Source organism: Nocardioides humi, from assembly GCF_006494775.1.
GTDB lineage: Bacteria > Actinomycetota > Actinomycetes > Propionibacteriales > Nocardioidaceae > Nocardioides > Nocardioides humi.
The window spans coordinates 6,130,674-6,146,341 of the sequence record NZ_CP041146.1 but is presented as its reverse complement, the minus strand read 5'-3'; the positions used below and the strand labels follow the sequence as shown (position 1 = coordinate 6,146,341).

Below are 15,668 nucleotides of genomic sequence, written 5' to 3'. Positions count from 1 at the left end.
AGACATGTCGGTGCATCTCCGTAGGGTTGTTCTCGTGTCACCCGCGTTGAGCTACCGGCCGAAGCCCGGCTCGATCCCCACCCAGCCCGGGGTCTACCGGTTCCGCGACCGCACCGGCCGGGTCGTCTACGTCGGCAAGGCGAAGAACCTGCGGGCCCGGCTGTCGTCGTACTTCCAGGACATCGCGAACCTCCACCCCCGCACCGCGACCATGGTCACCACCGCGACCTCGGTCGAGTGGACGGTCGTCGGGACCGAGGTCGAGGCGCTGCAGCTGGAGTACTCCTGGATCAAGGAGTACGACCCGCGGTTCAACGTGAAATACCGCGACGACAAGTCCTATCCCTGGCTCGCGGTCACCGTGTCCGAGGAGTTCCCCCGGGTCATGGTCGGGCGCGGCGCGAAGCGCCGGGGCACCCGCTACTTCGGCCCCTACAGCCACGCCTGGGCGATCCGCGAGACCGTCGACATCCTGCTGCGGGTCTTCCCGATGCGCTCGTGCAGCAACGGCGTCTTCAAGCGATCCAGCCAGATCGGCCGCCCTTGCCTGCTCGGCTACATCGACAAGTGCTCGGCGCCCTGCGTCGGCAACGTCTCTCCCGAGGACCACCGCGCGATCGTCGACGACTTCTGTGAGTTCATGGCGGGCCGGACCCGGCCGTTCATGAGGCGTATCGAGCAGGAGATGTACGCCGCCTCCGACGCGCTCGACTTCGAGAAGGCCGCCCGGCTGCGCGACGACCTCGGCGCGATGAACAAGGCCCTCGAGAAGCAGGCCGTCGTCTTCGGCGACGGCTCCGACGCCGACGTGATCGCCCTGGCGGAGGACCCGCTCGAGGTCGCCGTCCAGGTGTTCTACGTCCGCGGCGGCCGGATCCGCGGCCAGCGCGGCTGGGTCGCCGACCGCACCGACGAGGGCGACACGGCCGCGCTCGTCGAGGACTTCCTGCTCCAGCTGTACGCCGGCGTGGCGCCCGAGGACGCGCGCGACGCTGTACCTCGCGAGATCCTGGTCCCGGCGCTCCCGGCCGAGCACGCCACCTTCGAGCAGCTGCTCTCCGACCTGCGCGGGTCGCGCGTGGAGATCCGGGTCCCGCAGCGCGGCGACAAGCGGACCCTGCAGGAGACCGTCGCCCGCAACGCCACCGAGTCGCTGGCGCTGCACAAGACCAAGCGGGCCAGCGACCTCACCACCCGCAACCGGGCGCTCGCCGAGATCGCGGAGGCGCTCGAGCTCGACGAGGCGCCGCTGCGGATCGAGTGCTACGACGTCTCCCACATCCAGGGCACCGAGATCGTCGCCTCCATGGTGGTCTTCGAGGACGGCCTGGCCCGCAAGGGGGAGTACCGCCGGTTCGTGATCAAGGACCAGGACGGCTCCGACGACGTCCGCGCCATGCACGAGGTGATCACCCGCCGGTTCCGCCGGTTGCTCGACGAACAGGCGCGCTCGGAGCTGCGACCGGGCGACCCCGAGGCCGGCACCGGGCCGATGCTGGTCGATCCCGACACCGGACGCCCCCGGAAGTTCGCCTACGCGCCGGGACTGGTGGTCGTCGACGGCGGTGCGCCGCAGGTCGCCGCCGCGCAGCGGGCGCTCGACGAGCTCGGCATCGACGACATCCCCGTCTGCGGCCTCGCCAAGCGGCTGGAGGAGGTGTGGGTGCCCGGCGAGGAGGACCCGGTCATCCTGCCCCGCACCTCCGAGGGCCTCTACCTCCTGCAGCGGGTCCGCGACGAGGCGCACCGGTTCGCGATCACCCACCACCGCAACCGGCGGTCCAAGTCGATGGTCGAGAGCCTGCTCGACGACGTCCCCGGCCTGGGCGAGGTACGCCGCCGGACGCTGCTGCGCCACTTCGGCTCGCTGCGCAAGCTCCGTGCCGCCACCGTCGAGGAGATCGCCGCGGTGCCCGGCGTCGGGCCCCGGACCGCCACCGCGATCAAGGACGCCCTGGACGCCGACCGGCAGCCGGACAGTCGGCACAATGGCGCCCATGGATGACAGCACGCACGGGCAGCTCGTCGTCGTCACCGGCATGACCGGCGCGGGCCGCAGCACCGCCGCCAAGGAGCTGGAGGACCTCGGCTTCTTCGTGGTCGACAACCTGCCCCCCAGCCTGCTGCCCGACGTCGTCCGCCTCGTCGACGAGACCCACGGACCGGCCCAGCCGGTGGCGGTCGTGGTCGACGTACGCTCCGGCTCCTTCTTCCAGGGCCTGCGCAGCGCGCTCGCCCACGGCGTCGCCGGCCGCGACACCACGCTGGTCTTCCTCGACGCGACCGACGAGGTGCTGGTCCGCCGGCAGGAGGCCGCGCGCCGCCCCCACCCGCTCCAGCAGGGCGGCCGCCTGCTCGACGGCCTCCGGCGCGAGCGCGTGGTGCTCGCCGACCTGCGCTCCGAGGCCGATCTGGTCATCGACACCACCAGCCTCAACGTCCACCAGCTGACCGACCGGATCGCCGACTCCTTCGGCACCACCGAGGCCACCCGGCTCCGGGTCTCGGTGGTCAGCTTCGGCTTCAAGTACGGCATCCCGGTCGACGCCGACTACGTCGCCGACATGCGCTTCCTGCCCAACCCCCACTGGGTGCCCGAGCTGCGGCCCCGCACCGGCCAGGACGCCGAGGTGGCGGCGTACGTCCTCGGCCGCCCGGGCGCCGCGGAGTTCGTCGACGCCTACGTGCCCCTGCTGGCCGGCGTCGCCGAGGGCTACCTCCGCGAGGGCAAGCGGTTCATGCGGGTCGCGATCGGCTGCACCGGCGGCAAGCATCGCAGCGTCGCGATGACCGAGGAGATCGCCCGCCGGCTGGGGGAGCAGGGGTACGTCGCCCGCGCGATCCATCGTGACCTCGGCCGTGAGTGAGCGGGCGCAGGCGGTCGTGGCGCTCGGCGGCGGCCACGGCCTCCACGCCTCGCTGAGCGCCCTGCGCCAGCTCGTCGACGACCTCACCGTCGACGAGCTCACCGCGGTCGTCACCGTCGCCGACAACGGAGGCTCGTCCGGGCGGCTGCGCGGCGAGTTCGGGGTGCTGCCGCCCGGCGACCTGCGGATGGCGCTCGCCGCCCTGTGCGGCGACGACGCGTGGGGCGACACCTGGGCGCGGGTGCTGCAGCACCGGTTCGCCGGCGACGGCGAGATGCGCGGCCACGTCGTCGGCAACCTGCTCATCGTCGGCCTCTGGGAGCTCCTCGGCGACCACGTCGACGCGCTCGACTGGGTCGGGCGGCTGCTCGGCGCGAAGGGCCGGGTGCTGCCGATGGCGATGACGCCGATGGACATCACCGCGGAGGTGCGCGGCCTGGTGCCGGGCCGGCCCGACGTGCTCACCTCCGTGCGCGGACAGGTCGAGGTCGCCACGACCGACGGCGTCATCACCTCGATCGCGCTCGACCCCGCGGACCCGGAGGTGAGCCCGGCCGTGGTCGACGCGATCGCCGAGGCGGACTGGGCCGTGCTCGGGCCGGGCTCCTGGTTCACCAGCGTCCTCCCGCACCTGCTCGTCCCGCGGCTGCGGGAGGCCCTCGTCGCCACGGACGCCCGGCTGGTCGTCGTCCTCAACCTCGCGGAGCAGGCCGGCGAGACCGGCGGCTTCGGCCCGGCCGATCACCTCGCGGTGCTCGCCGAGCACGCCCCCGAGCTGGGCATCGACGTCGTGCTCGCCGATCGCGGCTCGGTCGGCGACGACCTCGGCGAGCTGGAGGAGACGGTGGCGGCGCTCGGCGCGCGGCTGGTGGTCGACGACGTCGCGGCCGACGACGGCTCCCCGCGGCACGACCCGGTGAAGCTCGCGGCGGCGTACGCACGGATTCTCGGCCTGCGCTGACGGGCTCGGCCCGGGGTCGTTGACCACCGTGGGAGGATCGGGCTCATGGCGATGACGGCACAGGTGAAGGCGGAGCTGGCCAACATTCCGGTCACGAAGGTCTGTTGCCGCAAGGCCGAGGTGGCCTCGATGCTGCGCTTCGCCGGTGGTCTGCACATCGTCGGCGGCCGGATCGTGGTGGAGGCCGAGCTCGACACCGGCGCCGCCGCCCGCCGCCTGCGCAAGGACATCTCCGAGATCTACGGGCAGGGCTCCGAGGTCGTGATGGTGCAGGGCAACGGCTTGCGCAAGGGCAGCCGCTATATCGTCCGGGTCGTCAAGGACGGCGAGGCGCTGGCCCGCCAGACCGGACTGCTCGACCAGCGCGGCCGTCCCGTGCGCGGCCTGCCGCCGGCGGTCGTGTCCGGAGGCGCGTGCGACGCCGTGGCCGCGTGGCGCGGCGCCTTCCTCGCCCACGGCTCGCTCACCGAGCCGGGCCGGTCGTCCTCGCTCGAGGTCACCTGCCCGGGCTCCGAGGCGGCGCTCGCGCTCGTCGGGGTCGCCCGCCGGCTCGGCATCCAGGCCAAGGCCCGAGAGGTCCGCGGGGTCGACCGGGTCGTGATCCGCGACGGCGACGCGATCGGCCAGCTGCTGGCCCGGCTCGGTGCCCACGAGACGCTGATGGCCTGGGAGGAGCGGCGGATGCGCCGCGAGGTCCGTGCCACGGCCAACCGGCTCGCCAACTTCGACGACGCCAACCTGCGCCGCTCCGCCCGGGCCGCGGTCACCGCCGGCGCCCGGGTGCAGCGGGCGATGGAGATCCTCGGCGACGAGGTCCCCGACCACCTGCGGATGGCGGGCGAGCTCCGCCTGGAGCACAAGCAGGCCTCGCTCGAGGAGCTCGGGCAGCTCCACGACCCGGTGCTCACCAAGGACGCCATCGCCGGGCGGATCCGCCGGCTGCTGGCGATGGCGGACAAGCGGGCCGAGGAGCTCGGCGTACCCGACACCGAGGCGTCGCTGACCCCGGAGATGCTCGCCGGCGACGCCTGACGCGCTCGGGTGCCCGAGGGCTCGTCCCAGCATGTGATGCGGGTCACCCCCGCCCACCGCCGGCCGCCCCCTGCGGGATAGGGTCGAGGCACCGCTGAAGACCTCGCTCTCTCACAGGAGAACCCCATGACTGTTCGTGTCGGAATCAACGGATTCGGTCGGATCGGCCGCAACTTCTTCCGCGCCGTGCGCGCGAGCGGAGCCGATATCGAGATCGTGGGCGTCAACGACCTCACCGACAACGCGACCCTGGCCCACCTGCTGAAGTACGACTCCATCCTCGGCCCGCTCGACGCCGACGTGGAGTCGACCGACGACGCCATCATCGTCGGCGGCGCCGAGATCAAGGCGTTCGCCGAGCGCGACCCCGCCGCGCTGCGCTGGGCCGACCTCGGCGTCGACATCGTCGTCGAGTCGACCGGCTTCTTCACCGACGCCACCAAGGCCCGCGCCCACGTCGACGGCGGCGGCGCCAAGAAGGTGATCATCTCCGCGCCGGCCTCCCACGAGGATGTCACCGTCGTGATGGGCGTCAACGAGGGCGACTACGACCCGGCCGCGCACACCGTCATCTCGAACGCGTCCTGCACCACCAACTGCCTCGGGCCGATGGCGAAGGCGCTCAACGACGGGCTCGGCATCGTCAAGGGCCTGATGACGACGGTGCACGCCTACACCGCCGACCAGAACCTGCAGGACAACATCCACAAGGACCTGCGCCGGGCCCGCGCCGCCGCCCTCAACATCGTGCCGACCTCGACCGGCGCGGCGAAGGCGATCGGCCTGGTGCTGCCGGAGCTCAAGGGCAAGCTCGACGGGTACGCCCTGCGGGTGCCGACGCCGACCGGCTCGCTCACGGACCTGTCGTTCGAGGCCTCGCGGGAGACGTCGGTCGAGGAGGTCAACGCGATCGTGAAGGCGGCCGCCGACGGCCGGTTCCTCGTCTACTCGACCGACCCGATCGTGTCCTCCGACATCGTCACCAACCCGGCGTCGTGCATCTTCGACGCGCCGCTCACCAAGGTGATCGGCAACCAGGTCAAGGTCGCGGGCTGGTACGACAACGAGTGGGGCTACTCCAACCGGCTGGCCGACCTCATCCTGCACGTCGGCGCGAGCCTCTGACACCCGGCGCTAGGCTCTGACGCTTGTGACTGACTTCAACGGCCTGGGCGACGTACGCGGCAAGCGCGTCCTCGTCCGCTCCGACCTGAACGTGCCGCTGGACGGCAGCCGGATCACCGATGACGGCCGGATCCGTGCGAGCGTGCCGACGATCAGGGCGCTGGCCGACGCCGGCGCCCGCGTCGTCGTCACCGCGCACCTCGGCCGGCCGAAGGGGGAGCCGGACCCGGCGTACTCCCTGGCTCCGGTCGCCGCCCGTCTCGGCGAGCTGCTCGGCGTGCCGGTGGCCTTCGCCACGGACACCGTCGGCGCCTCGGCGCAGGAGACGGTCGCGGCGCTGGCCGACGGGCAGGTCGCGCTGCTGGAGAACGTCCGGTTCAACGCCGGCGAGACGAGCAAGGACGACGCCGAGCGCGGCGCCTTCGCCGGTCAGCTCGCGGCGCTGGCCGACGCGTTCGTCTCCGACGGGTTCGGCGTCGTGCACCGCAAGCAGGCCAGCGTCTACGACGTCGCGCAGCGGCTCCCGCACGCCATGGGCGGTCTCGTCGCGGCCGAGGTCGAGGTGCTGCGTCGCCTGACGGTCTCGCCTGAGCGGCCCTATGTCGTGGTGCTCGGCGGCTCGAAGGTCTCCGACAAGCTCGGCGTGATCGACAACCTGCTCGGCAAGGCCGACCGGCTGCTCATCGGCGGCGGGATGGTGTTCACCTTCCTGAAGGCCGACGGGCTCGAGGTCGGCAAGAGCCTGCTCGAGGAGGACCAGCTCGACACCGTGCGGGCCTACCGGGCCCGGGCCGAGGAGCTCGGCGTCGAGATCCTGCTGCCCACCGACATCGTGGTGGCCGACGCGTTCGGGGACGAGGCGTCGGCCCGGGTGGTCGCCGCCTCGGAGATTCCCGCGGACGCGCTCGGGCTCGACATCGGTCCGGAGTCCGGCGCGGCCTTCGCCGCCGCGCTCGCGGACGCCAAGACGGTGTTCTGGAACGGGCCGATGGGGGTCTTCGAGCAGCCGGCCTTCGCGGAGGGCACGCGCGCGGTCGCCGATGCGCTGACCAAGGTCGACGGGCTCTCGGTCGTCGGTGGCGGCGACTCCGCGGCCGCCGTACGCACCCTCGGGTTCGACGAGGCCGCGTTCGGTCACATCTCGACCGGCGGCGGCGCGAGCCTGGAGTACCTCGAGGGCAAGGAGCTGCCCGGCATCACGGTCCTCGAAGAGGAAGGCGCCTGACATGGCCGCTGCACGCACCCCGCTGATGGCGGGCAACTGGAAGATGAACCTCAACCACGCCGAGGCCGTGGTGCTGGTGCAGAAGCTCGCCTGGACGCTGTCCGACAAGCGGCACGACTACGGCAGGGTCGAGGTCGCGGTGATCCCGCCGTTCACCGACATCCGCTCGGTGCAGACCCTCGTCGACGGCGACCGCCTCTCGATCCGGTACGGCGCCCAGGACGTCTCGCAGCACGCCGGAGGCGCCTACACGGGCGAGATCTCGGCGGCGATGCTCGCGAAGCTCGGCTGCTCCTATGTGGTCGTCGGGCACTCCGAGCGCCGGCAGTACCACACCGAGACCGACGAGATCGTCAACGCCAAGGCGAAGGCCGCGCTGGGGTCCGACATCACCCCGATCGTCTGTGTCGGCGAGGGCCTGGAGGTCCGGCAGGCCGGCGAGCACGTGCCGTACACCATGGCGCAGGTCGAGGGCTCGCTCGCCGGGCTGTCGAAGAAGCAGGTCGCCGGGCTGGTCATCGCCTACGAGCCGGTCTGGGCGATCGGCACCGGCGAGGTGGCCACCCCCGACGACGCGCAGGAGGTCTGCGCCGCCATCCGCGGGCAGGTGCGGGAGTCCTACGGCGACGAGGCCGCGGACGCCGTACGCATCCTCTACGGCGGCTCGGTGAAGGCCGCGAACGTCGCCGGGATCATGGCCAAGCCCGACGTCGACGGCGCGCTCGTCGGCGGCGCGAGCCTCGAGGCGGACGAGTTCGGCGGCATCTGCCGGTTCTACGACATGCCGGTGCTGTCGTAGTACCGGACCTGACGTAGGATTCCTCGCGTGTCGACGCTTCTGACTGTGCTGCTCATCCTGACGAGCCTGATCATGATCCTGCTGGTGCTGCTGCACAAGGGTCGGGGCGGCGGCCTCTCGGACATGTTCGGTGGCGGCGTCTCGAGCTCGCTCGGCGGCTCGTCGGTCGCCGAGCGCAACCTCGACCGGTTCACGGTCGGGATCGGCGTCATCTGGTTCGCCTGCGTGATCGCGCTGGGCCTGCTGCTCGCCTATCAGAACTGACAGCACAGACCGTCTAGAGCAACCGCATCCGGCGAGGCCGGGGCGTCCGAGGGCTTGAGGAGAGAATCCGTTGGCTGGTGGTGGGAACGCGATCCGCGGTAGTCGCGTCGGTGCGGGTCCGATGGGCGAGGCCGAGCGTGGCGAGGCCGCTCCCCGTCAGGCGGTCACGTACTTCTGTGCGAACGACCACCGCTCGGTGATCACCTTCTCCGTCGAGGCGTCCGTCCCGGACTCGTGGGACTGCCCCAAGTGCGGCCTCCCCGCCGGCCTCGACTCCGAGAACGCGCCCCCGGCGCCCAAGATCGAGCCGTACAAGACGCACCTCGCCTACGTGAAGGAGCGCCGCTCCGACAAGGAGGCCGAGGTCATCCTCGACGAGGCCATCCAGCTGCTCCGCTCCCGCCGCAAGTCCGGCGAGATCATCTTCTAGCGCGACCCGGCGCATCCTGACCTGATTCTCGCGCTGACCCGGCTGCTCCTGACCCGGGATTTGCGTCGACCCGGCGCATCCTGACCTGTGGTGGTCGCCGACCCGGCGCATCCTTACCCGACACGTGAGCATCGCTGACTCGGACGACGGCGGGCTTCGACGATGCCGCGACGCAGGACTGCCTCGGCATCGGCCTTCGGCCCGAAGAGGTTCTCCTTCCTGAGCGCCTTGATGAGGTACGGCGTCTCGGCCTCGACGAGCGCACGCCGTTCGCGGTCGTGCCGCAGCTGGTCAGGCGTCGAGTGCCACTCGTCGCCGTCGTACTCCGCTGCGAACCACAGCTCCTCATTGCCGAGATCGAGTCTCGCCAGGAACATGCCATCGGCGTTGTGAACCTCGAGCTGGGGAACGGGTGTGGGCAGATTGGCCTGGATCCATCGGAGCCTGAGGATCGACTCGGGCGGCGACTCGGCGCGGCCATCGGCGTACCCGGCCATGACGCGAAGCGTCCGCACCCATCGCATGCCCTTGAACCGCGGAACGCCGTCGATCAGCTCGCCCGCCGAGAACAGACCGAGACGGAGCATCTGGTCCATGGCGGCCAGTGAACGCTCGACGAACCGGCTCCGGCCGAGATCCCAGGTCGTGCGCAGCGGCGAGGTGACACGGAGTCCGTTGATCTCCACGATGTCGCCGCGACCGAAGGTGCGCTCCCCGCTGTCCGCCAAGCCGTTGCGAAGCCGACGGCCAGCGGCGGGCAGGAAGACACGAACAGGGGCGATGTGGATGTGCTCGTTCGGCGCCAGAACCATCTCCGCGCCGTGCAGCCAGCCGGCGTGGCGGTCGCAGACCACAGCGTCGGGCGGTACGACGAGCTTGAGGGCCGAGCAACGAAGGTCGAGACTGTCGGGCACCGGGCTCGCGACGTACACGCTCTTGATCAGGCGCCGGATGAAGCCCTGGCCGACGAGCCAGGTGAGGTCCTTGCCGAGGAGACCTGCCTCTCGGCCGGCCATGGTCGTCGTGAACGGGCGGTCCAGCGGCAGCGGGAATCCGGCGGGGAGGAGGGCGAGGCCCTCGAAGTCGGCACGTTTCATGGCGAGCCTCGTGCCCCTACCGGCCTGTGGATCAATCATGTGCCCCGAGGACCTGTGGATGGGAGCGTGAATCGCGTGCAGTTTCGAGCCAGGTCGGCGAAATTCGCAGGTCAGAACGTGCCGGGTCGGTGGCGTTTGCAGGTCAGGATGCGCCGGGTCGGCGCGAATCCCGGGTCAGTTCGAGCCGGGTCGGGTCAGATCAGGGTCGCTGCGTCCGCGTCGAGGAACCAGACGGTCTCGGCCCTGCCGGTGACGCCGCGGGCGGGGGTCTCGCGGAGGGCGGCGGCCGCCTGGCCGGCGGGGACCTCGGCGAGGGCGCGGCGGACGGCGTCGGCCTTGGGCTCGCCGCTGACCAGGAACCACACCGACTGGGCGCGGTTGAGGGCCTCGAAGGTGAGGCTGACCCGGTCCGGCGGCGGCTTGGGGGAGTCGTGGACGGCGACGGCGATCGCGTCCGTGGCGTCCAGGCCGGGGTGGCCGGGGAAGAGGGAGGCGATGTGGCCGTCGGGGCCGACGCCGAGCATGAGGACGTCGAAGTCCCCGCCGCCCTCGGCCCGGACCGTGTCGGCGTACGACGCCGCGGACTCCTCCGCGGAGCCGGCCTCGGACGAGGCGGGGGCGGTGTGCACGCGGAAGGCGCCGACCTCGTCGAGGAACGCCGCCCGCGCCTGGTTGACGTTGCGGTCGGGGGAGTCGGCGGGGACGAACCGCTCGTCGCCGAACCAGAGCACCACCGCCCCCAGTCGACGCCGGAGGCGGGCGCGAGGCGGGCCACCTCGCGGTGGATCGCGTCGGCGATCGAGCCGCCGGTGAGGCCGATGTGGGGGACGTGGCCCGCGGCCTGGGCGTCGGCGATCCGGTTGAGGAGCTCGCCGGCGACGGCGGTGGCGAGCGCGGCGGCGTCGGGGTGCACCTCGATGAGGGGCTGGGGGGTGTCGGTCATCGGCGGCGGTGCTCCCGGTAGTAGTCGATCATCGCGCGGGTGGAGGCGTCCTGCTCGGCCAGCACGGCGGCGTCGCCGCCGAGGGCGGGGACGATCTGCAGGGCGAGCTGCTTGCCGAGCTCGACGCCCCACTGGTCGAAGCTGTCGATGCCCCACACCACGCCCTGGGTGAACGTGATGTGCTCGTACAGCGCGATCAGCTGGCCGAGCACGGACGGCGTCAGCGCGGGCGCCATGATCGAGGTGGTCGGCCGGTTGCCGGAGAACACCCGCGCGGGTACGACGGCCTCGGCCGTGCCCTCGGCGCGCACCTCGTCCGCCGACTTGCCGTACGCCAGCGCCTTGGTCTGGGCGAGGAAGTTGGCGAGCAGCAGCTCGTGGACATCGGTGGAGCCGTCGGTGAGCGGGTACGACGGCGTCGCGAACGCGATGAAGTCCGCCGGGACGAGCCGGGTGCCCTGGTGCAGCAGCTGGTAGAAGGCGTGCTGGCCGTTGGTGCCGGGCTCGCCCCAGAACACCTCGCCGGTGTCGGTGGTGACCGCGGTGCCGTCCCAGCGCACGCTCTTGCCGTTGGACTCCATGGTCAGCTGCTGCAGGTACGCCGGGAACCGGTGCAGCGACTGCGCGTAGGGGAGGACCGCGTGGGACTGGGCGCCGAGGAAGTCGGTGTACCAGACGTTGAGCAGCCCCATCAGCGCCGGGACGTTGTCCTCCAGCGGGGTGGTGCGGAAGTGCTCGTCGACCGCGTGGAAGCCGGCCAGGAACTCCGCGAACCGCTCGGGACCGATCGCGACCGCGAGCGAGGTGCCGATGGCCGAGTCGACGGAGTAGCGCCCGCCCACCCAGTCCCAGAACCCGAACGCGTTGGCCGGGTCGATGCCGAAGGCCGCCACCTTGTCGAGCGCGGTGGAGACGGCGACGAAGTGCCGGGACACCGCCTCCTCGCCGGCGCCGAGTCCGTCGAGCAGCCAGGTCCGGCACAGCCGGGCGTTGGTGAGCGTCTCCAGGGTCCCGAAGGTCTTGCTGGCCACGATGAACAGCGTCGTCGCGGGGTCGAGCCCGGCGAGGGTCTGCGCCGCGTCCGTCGGGTCGATATTGCTGATGAACCGGCACTCCAGGCCGTCCTGGACGTACGCCTTGAGCGCCTCGTACGCCATCACGGGTCCGAGGTCCGAGCCGCCGATGCCGATGTTGACGACCGTGCGGATGGGCTGCCCCGTGAAGCCGCGCCAGGCGCCCGAGCGCACGTCGTCCGCGAAGGCGTAGACGCGACGCAGCACCTCGTGCACCTGCGCGACGACGTCCTCGCCGCCGACCTCCGGGCCCTCGGCGTCCGGGGGCCGGCGCAGCGCCGTGTGGAGCACGGCACGGTCCTCGGTGACGTTGATCCGCTCGCCGCGGAACATGGCGTCCCGCCGCTCCTCGAGACCGACCTCCGCGGCCAGGGAGCGCAGCGCCTTCCAGATCTCGGGCGTGACCAGGTTCTTGGAGAGGTCCACGCGCAGGTCCGCGGCCCGGACCGTCGAGCGGCTCACCCACTCGGCGTCGGTGAGCAGGCCGGGCAGGTCGGGCCGGAAGCCCGACGCCAGCTCGGCGAGCCGCCCCCAGGCCTCGGTCGCGGTCGGGTCGACGGGAGCCGCGCCCACGGCTCAGCCCTTGGCCTTGTCCATCTGCGTCCGGACGGTGGCGACGAGCTCGGTCCAGGAGGCCTTGAACTTGTCGACCCCCTCGGTCTCGAGGACCACGAACACGTCGTCGAGGTCGATCCCGGCCGCGGCCAGCTGGTCGAACACGGCCTGCGCGTCGGCGGCCCGGCCGGTCACCTGGTCGCCGGTGACGTCGCCGTGGTCGGCGAACGCCAGCAGCGTCTTCTCGGGCATGGTGTTGACGGTGTCGGCGACGACCAGGTCGGTGACGTAGAGCGTGTCGGGGTACGCCGGGTTCTTGACGCCCGTGGACGCCCACAGCGGCCGCTGGGGGTTGGCGCCCGTCCCGGCGAGCGCCTGCCAGCGCGCGGAGCCGAGCACCTCCTCGAAGGCGGCGTACGCGAGCCGGGCGTTGGCGACGGCCGCCTTGCCGCGCAGCGCGAGCGCCTCGTCGGTGCCGATCTTCTCAAGCCGCGCGTCGATCTCGGTGTCGACGCGGGAGACGAAGAACGAGGCGACGGACTGGATCGTGGACAGGTCGACGCCCGCCTCCTGCGCCTGCTCCAGCCCGGAGAGGTAGGCGTCCATGACGGCGCGGTAGCGCTCGACCGAGAAGATCAGGGTGACGTTGACGCTGATCCCGGCCGCGATGGCGGCGGTGATCGCCGGCAGCCCCTCGAGAGTCGCGGGGATCTTGATCAGCGCGTTGGGACGGTCGACGGCCGCCCACAGCGCCTTGGCCGAGGCGATGGTGGCCTCGGTGTCGTTGGCCAGCGTCGGCTCGACCTCGATGGACACCCGACCGTCCGCGGGGTGGGCGGCGGCCACCGGGGCGAGCACGTCGCAGGCGTTGCGGACGTCGTCGGTGGTGAGCGCGAAGATCACCTCGTCGACGCCGGAGCCGCCGGCGACGAGGTCGCGCACCTGGGCGTCGTACCGCTCTCCGTCCGCGATCGCCCCGGCGAAGATCGTCGGGTTCGTGGTCACGCCGACGACCGAGCGCTCCCGGACGAGGTCGGCGAGGTTGCCGGTCTCGATCCGCTCGCGGGACAGGTCGTCGAGCCAGATGGACACCCCCGCGTCGGCGAGGGTCTTCAAGCGATCACTCATGAGTTCCTCCTGCGGGTGGGTGCTGCGGGTAGGTCAGTCGCGGGCTGCCGCCGCGATGCTCTCGCGGGCCGCCTGCACGACGGCCTCCGGCGTGAAGCCGAACTCGCGGAACAGGGTGGCGGCGTCGGCGCTCGCGCCGTAGTGCTCGATGCCGACGATCCGGCCGGCGTCGCCGACGTACTCGCGCCAGCCCTGCTTCACGCCGGCCTCGACGGAGACCCGGGCCTTGACGGTCGGCGGGATCACGGAGTCGCGGTAGGCCTGGGTCTGCGCCTCGAACCACTCGATGCACGGCATCGAGACGACCCGGGCGTGGACGCCCTCGGCGGCGAGCTGCTCGCGGGCGGCGACGGCGTACTGGACCTCGGAGCCGGTCGCGATGAGGACGACGTCGGACTGGCCGCCCTCGGCGTCGAGCAGCACGTAGCCGCCCTTGGCCACATCGTCGGTCGTGGCGTACCCGTCGGTGCCGCGGGGGAAGATCGGGACGTTCTGGCGGCTCAGGACCAGGCCGGCCGGGCGGTCGCTGTTGCGGAGGACCTGGAGCCAGGCGGCGGCGGTCTCGTTGGCGTCGGCGGGCCGGACTACGTCGAGGCCGGGGATCGCGCGCAGGGCCGCGAGGTGCTCGATCGGCTGGTGGGTGGGGCCGTCCTCGCCGAGCCCGATGGAGTCGTGGGTCCAGATGTAGATGACCGGCGCCTGCATCAGCGCGCCGACCCGGACCGCGCCGCGCATGTAGTCGGAGAAGGTCAGGAAGGTGCCGCCGAAGACGCGGGTGCCGCCGTGGACGGCGATGCCGTTCATGACCGCGCCCATGCCGTGCTCGCGGATGCCGAAGTGCAGCACCCGTCCCTGGTAGGGGTCGGCCGGCCACTCCTCGACCCCGCGGTCGAGGGGGAGGAAGGACTTGGCGTCCTTGATGGTCGTGTTGTTGGAGCCGGCGAGGTCGGCCGAGCCGCCCCACAGCTCCGGCATGACGGGGGCGAGGGCGTTGATGACCTTGCCGGAGGCGGCGCGGGTGGCGACGCCCTTGGCGTCGGCCTCGAAGACGGGCAGCGCGTCCTCGACGCCGTCGGGCAGGCGGCGGTCCTCGAGGCGGTGGAGCAGGGCGGCCTGCTCGGGGTTCGCGGCGGCCCAGGCGTCGTACGCCGTGCCCCACTCGGCGGCCCGCGCCTTGCCGCGCTCGATCAGCCCCCGGGTGTGGGCCAGGACGTCGTCGGGCACCTCGAAGGTCCGGTCGGGGTCGAAGCCGAGCACCGCCTTGGTGGCGGCGACCTCGTCGGCGCCGAGCGCCGAGCCGTGGGCGGCCTCGGTGTTCTGGGCGTTGGGCGCGGGCCAGGCGATCACGGTCTTGAGCACGATGAGGGACGGCTTGTCGGTGACCGCGTCGGCGGCCTCGAGGGCGTCGTACAGCGCCGGGACGTCCTCCTCGTAGTTGGCCAGATCGTTGTGGTCGGTGCCGGTCCAGTCGACGGTCTGGACGTGCCAGCCGTAGGCCTCGTAGCGCTTCGCGACGTCCTCGTTGAAGGCGATGTGGGTGTCGCCCTCGATCGAGATCCGGTTGGCGTCGTAGATGACGGTCAGGTTGCCGAGCTGCTGGGTGCCGGCGATCGAGGACGCCTCGCTGCTCACGCCCTCCTCGAGGTCGCCGTCGGAGGCGAGCACGTAGACGTGGTGGTCGAAGATCGAGGGGCCGTCGCCGGCCGCGGGGTCGAGCAGGCCCTTCTCCCGGCGCGCGGCCATGGCCATGCCGACCGCGTTGGCGACGCCCTGGCCGAGCGGGCCGGTGGTGACCTCGACGCCGACCGTGTGGCCGAACTCCGGGTGGCCGGGGGTCTTGCTGCCCCAGGTGCGCAGCGCCTCGAGGTCGGCGAGCTCGAGGCCGAAGCCGCCGAGGAAGAGCTGGGTGTAGAGGGTGATCGAGGAGTGGCCGCAGGAGAGGACGAACCGGTCGCGGGCGATCCAGGCGGGGTCCGCGGGGTCGTGCCGCATGACCTTCTGGAACAGCAGGTACGCCGCGGGCGCCAGGCTCATCGCCGTACCGGGGTGGCCGTTGCCGACCTTCTGGACGGCGTCCATGGCGAGCACGCGCGCGGTGTCGACGGCCCTGCGGTCGAGATCGGTCCACTCCAGCTCCGGGATCATGGTGTCGAGCCTACTCAGGGTCGT

General features: G+C 72.0%; 14 protein-coding genes. 9 read left to right on the top strand and 5 right to left on the bottom strand.

Going from position 1 to position 15,668, the window contains the following annotated elements; translation table 11 throughout:
• Positions 1-4 precede the first annotated feature (4 nt).
• The 9 genes from uvrC (at position 5) to FIV44_RS29650 (ending at position 8,703) form a co-directional block, all read left to right on the top strand.
• Positions 5-2,005, top strand: coding sequence for an excinuclease ABC subunit UvrC (gene uvrC, locus FIV44_RS29690; protein WP_141007584.1), 2,001 nt, complete (start codon positions 5-7; stop codon positions 2,003-2,005).
• Positions 1,989-2,867, top strand: coding sequence for an RNase adapter RapZ (gene rapZ / locus FIV44_RS29685; RefSeq protein ID WP_425465142.1), 879 nt, complete (start codon positions 1,989-1,991; stop codon positions 2,865-2,867). The genes uvrC and rapZ overlap by 17 nt, the downstream gene beginning before the upstream one ends.
• Positions 2,860-3,828 (top strand): gluconeogenesis factor YvcK family protein, encoded by a 969-nt coding sequence (locus FIV44_RS29680; protein WP_141007582.1) that lies wholly within the window; start codon positions 2,860-2,862, stop codon positions 3,826-3,828. Before rapZ ends, FIV44_RS29680 begins: the two co-directional genes overlap by 8 nt.
• Before the next feature lie 45 nt (positions 3,829-3,873).
• Positions 3,874-4,860, top strand: coding sequence for a DNA-binding protein WhiA (whiA, locus tag FIV44_RS29675; RefSeq protein WP_141007581.1), 987 nt, complete (start codon positions 3,874-3,876; stop codon positions 4,858-4,860).
• A 126-nt stretch (positions 4,861-4,986) separates the two neighbouring features.
• Positions 4,987-5,985, top strand: a complete 999-nt coding sequence (gap, locus tag FIV44_RS29670; RefSeq protein ID WP_141007580.1) for a type I glyceraldehyde-3-phosphate dehydrogenase — start codon at positions 4,987-4,989, stop codon at positions 5,983-5,985.
• Between the two features lie 25 nt (positions 5,986-6,010).
• Positions 6,011-7,210, top strand: a complete 1,200-nt coding sequence (locus tag FIV44_RS29665) for a phosphoglycerate kinase (RefSeq protein ID WP_141007579.1) — start codon at positions 6,011-6,013, stop codon at positions 7,208-7,210.
• Between the two features lies 1 nt (position 7,211).
• Entirely contained in the window at positions 7,212-8,009 is a 798-nt protein-coding gene (gene tpiA, locus FIV44_RS29660; protein WP_141007578.1) for a triose-phosphate isomerase, read from the top strand.
• A gap of 27 nt (positions 8,010-8,036) precedes the next feature.
• The gene (gene secG, locus FIV44_RS29655; RefSeq protein WP_141007577.1) at positions 8,037-8,273 is read left to right on the top strand and encodes a preprotein translocase subunit SecG; all 237 of its coding nucleotides are present in this window, start codon (positions 8,037-8,039) and stop codon (positions 8,271-8,273) included.
• A 70-nt stretch (positions 8,274-8,343) separates the two neighbouring features.
• Positions 8,344-8,703, top strand: a complete 360-nt coding sequence (locus FIV44_RS29650; RefSeq protein WP_141007576.1) for an RNA polymerase-binding protein RbpA — start codon at positions 8,344-8,346, stop codon at positions 8,701-8,703.
• A 113-nt stretch (positions 8,704-8,816) separates the two neighbouring features.
• On the opposite strand, the gene FIV44_RS29645 is transcribed toward FIV44_RS29650, so the two are convergent.
• From FIV44_RS29645 to tkt, 5 genes are all read right to left on the bottom strand, one after another.
• A complete protein-coding gene (locus tag FIV44_RS29645; RefSeq protein WP_246086714.1) occupies positions 8,817-9,635 on the bottom strand; it encodes a hypothetical protein in 819 nt (272 codons plus the stop codon).
• 359 nt (positions 9,636-9,994) lie between these two features.
• Positions 9,995-10,534, bottom strand: a complete 540-nt coding sequence (pgl, locus tag FIV44_RS29640) for a 6-phosphogluconolactonase (protein WP_342778868.1) — start codon at positions 10,532-10,534, stop codon at positions 9,995-9,997.
• Between the two features lie 205 nt (positions 10,535-10,739).
• Entirely contained in the window at positions 10,740-12,389 is a 1,650-nt protein-coding gene (pgi, locus tag FIV44_RS29635) for a glucose-6-phosphate isomerase (RefSeq protein ID WP_141007574.1), read from the bottom strand.
• Between the two features lie 3 nt (positions 12,390-12,392).
• The gene (gene tal / locus FIV44_RS29630) at positions 12,393-13,499 is read right to left on the bottom strand and encodes a transaldolase (RefSeq protein WP_141007573.1); all 1,107 of its coding nucleotides are present in this window, start codon (positions 13,497-13,499) and stop codon (positions 12,393-12,395) included.
• A gap of 33 nt (positions 13,500-13,532) precedes the next feature.
• Positions 13,533-15,644: a transketolase gene (gene tkt / locus FIV44_RS29625; RefSeq protein WP_141007572.1), complete on the bottom strand. Its 2,112-nt coding sequence runs from the start codon at positions 15,642-15,644 to the stop codon at positions 13,533-13,535.
• Positions 15,645-15,668: the final 24 nt, after the last annotated feature.

Coding starts and splice junctions, on each gene's coding strand:
- uvrC (WP_141007584.1), top strand. CDS start 5: ATGTCGGTGCATCTCCGTAGGGTTGTTCTCGTGTCACCCGCGTTGAGC.
- rapZ (WP_425465142.1), top strand. CDS start 1,989: ATGGCGCCCATGGATGACAGCACGCACGGGCAGCTCGTCGTCGTCACC.
- whiA (WP_141007581.1), top strand. CDS start 3,874: ATGGCGATGACGGCACAGGTGAAGGCGGAGCTGGCCAACATTCCGGTC.
- gap (WP_141007580.1), top strand. CDS start 4,987: ATGACTGTTCGTGTCGGAATCAACGGATTCGGTCGGATCGGCCGCAAC.
- tpiA (WP_141007578.1), top strand. CDS start 7,212: ATGGCCGCTGCACGCACCCCGCTGATGGCGGGCAACTGGAAGATGAAC.
- tal (WP_141007573.1), bottom strand. CDS start 13,499: ATGAGTGATCGCTTGAAGACCCTCGCCGACGCGGGGGTGTCCATCTGG.
- tkt (WP_141007572.1), bottom strand. CDS start 15,644: ATGATCCCGGAGCTGGAGTGGACCGATCTCGACCGCAGGGCCGTCGAC.